The sequence below is a fragment of the Candidatus Neomarinimicrobiota bacterium genome, assembly GCA_012964825.1.
In the GTDB taxonomy this organism is placed as follows: domain Bacteria; phylum Fidelibacterota; class Marinisomatia; order Marinisomatales; family S15-B10; genus UBA2125.
This window is the reverse complement of the sequence record DTTI01000043.1, coordinates 1-2,360: the sequence shown is the minus strand read 5'-3', so window position 1 is coordinate 2,360 and position 2,360 is coordinate 1. Positions and strand designations below refer to the sequence as shown.

Genomic DNA, 2,360 nt, shown 5'->3' with positions numbered 1-2,360 from the left:
AATAAAAGAACATTATCTTCTAATAAATCCTTGGCGTACCAAAGAGACATGATACTATTGGTAGTTAGGAAATGAGGATTTTCAAAGTAAGCAACATCATTCTTTAGTTCATTGCGAATAAGGTCTGCCTCATATCCAACAATGACAGTAATATCACTAATTCCTTTACTAACTAATAAATTGACTGAACGGCGGATGAGTGTTTCGCTTCCCGCAGTTAAAAGACATTTTGGTTTATTCATATTTAGGCCAAGCAACCGTTTTCCTACCCCCGCAGCCATGATGATAGCTTTCATTAAGAGTTTTCTCTTTCCATTATTATATGATTTTTAGTTTGTTGATAGTTATTAAGTATGTCCTCAAGGGCATTAATTAAAAAATCGATATCCGTTTCATTCTGTTCACCTAAATGACTCACCCGAAACACTCTGTATTTCAAATCGCCTCCATTTGGAGCCACAAAACAATTATAATCGTCCGCCAGCCTCGTAACCAAATCAAACGCATCAATATCCTTAGGGCAACTAATTGCTGTCAGAGCGTTTGAAGGACTATTTGGAAGAAAGCTAAGGGCCAAGTCCTTCAAGCGTTTTCTAAAATATTGAGCTAATTTAGAATGGTGAGAAACAAAAAAGCCTATTTCGCTCAATCTAATCTCTCTGAGCCGTTCGTGCAACATCATAAAATGGCCGATAACGGGCGTAAAAGGCATCTGTCCTCGCTCTTGGTTTGCAAGATATGCTTTGATATCAAAATAATAAGATTGGCAAGTCTTGGTTTCTAATCTCAACTTTGCTTTCTTGTTTAAAGCGAGAAAGGATAGCCCAGGTGGAAGAGCTAATGCTTTCTGGGTACTTAGCAGAGATACATCGACATGCCATTCATCCATCATAAAAATATCTGCACAAATAGTGCTGATAGCATCAACAACAAAGAAAACACCATATTTTTGAGTTAGTTCCCCAATAGCCTTTGTGTCGTAAATCATTCCAGTCGATGTTTCGTGGGCGTTGATTAGCAACGTCGAATACTCTTGACTCGATAGTCTGTGATCGAGAGCTTCGAGTGAAATTGGCTGGCCAGGATCCAGACTTATTTGTTCAAATGGGATTTCATGCTGAGTGCATAGATCAACCCACCGTTGACCAAAGGTTCCTCCATTCACAATCAAAACCTTGTCGCTTTGGTCGAGGAAGTTGAAAATCACAGCTTCCATCGCACCTGTCCCGGAAGCGGAAAAAATAACCACATCTCCCTGAGTGCCGAATATGTATTTTAGATCTTCAATAATCTCAAACGTGATCTGTGAGAATTGTTCTGTGCGATTATAAGGAAGCTGTGACGCACCAATTGCAAGCGTTCGAGCGGACATGGCTACTGGTCCAGGGGTAAATAATTTGATTTTATTATTCATTATTACTTGGTTCTGATCCTCTTAAGGATATTCCTTTGTATTCCTCAAATATCGCACTTACTGTAACCGCAGTCGGGGGCTGGATACAATTTTTGTCATGATATAAATTCCTCAAATTCTAGGTTGGCTAAAACTTCTTCAAAGAAAAGTTGAGTACCTGAATAATTAATCATCATCTTGGTCAATCAATATGTCTCCATATAGACCGGATATTGCTTGCTGAAACTATTGGTGAATCTACCTTTTGAATAATCAAACGATTTGATTTAAATAAGGGATCGTTGAATAAAAGAAGAAACAGCATTTCGCCGTTCTATGTACTTTCGAAGTCGTTTGATTTTATTTCTTTTTTGAGAATCCAGCATTGCAATAATCACATTAATGTTCACAGGGGAAATTACAGTTTTATCCCTCTGATGACGGCGGTAAAGTCAATCAGGAGGTCCAGAAACAAAAAAGGCCCCGTGAGGAGGCTAGTTGAGCCAGAGGCGTTTCCTTTTTTCATCCCGACCGTCCCCCCGTTAATTTCAAGGTTGAGATTGGGAAAGCGGTTCATTTCAAAAGCACCATTTTCCGGGTCTTTTGAAAGCCCTGGGCTTGTAGCCTGTATATATAGACCCCGGCACTGACCGGTGCACCCCGATAGTCCTTCCCGTTCCACACCAGACTGTGGCTTCCAATGGGGAACCAGCTTTCTGTGAGGGTACTCACCTCCTGACCCATAATATTATATATCCTCAAGGTAACCTGTGAAGGGGTGGGTACTTCAAAACGTATGGTGGTGGTAGGATTAAAGGGGTTGGGATAGTTCTGGTGAAGAGTAAACGTCTCTGGAAGCTGAGAGAGTATCTCCTGGGTCATGGAACTGACATATTCAGGTGAGCCGGCAATGACCTTGAAGGGATAGACAGGTAGCTTATCCCAGTTCTGGTTCAGGGTGACTGAA

Annotated in this window: 3 protein-coding genes; all 3 read right to left on the bottom strand. The window is 40.8% G+C overall.

Annotation, left to right across the window (positions count from 1 at the left end; translation table 11 throughout):
* Positions 1-296 (bottom strand): phosphocholine cytidylyltransferase family protein (locus EYO21_04850; GenBank protein ID HIB03137.1); only part of this gene is annotated, 296 nt, incomplete at its 3' end.
* Complete coding sequence (locus EYO21_04845; GenBank protein HIB03136.1) at positions 296-1,414, bottom strand: alanine--glyoxylate aminotransferase family protein; 1,119 nt, start codon at positions 1,412-1,414, stop codon at positions 296-298. The genes EYO21_04850 and EYO21_04845, both read right to left, overlap by 1 nt.
* Positions 1,415-1,966: 552 nt before the next feature.
* Positions 1,967-2,360: T9SS type A sorting domain-containing protein (locus EYO21_04840; GenBank protein HIB03135.1), on the bottom strand; the 394-nt coding region annotated here is incomplete at its 5' end.

Coding starts and splice junctions, on each gene's coding strand:
- EYO21_04845 (HIB03136.1), bottom strand. CDS start 1,414: ATGAATAATAAAATCAAATTATTTACCCCTGGACCAGTAGCCATGTCC.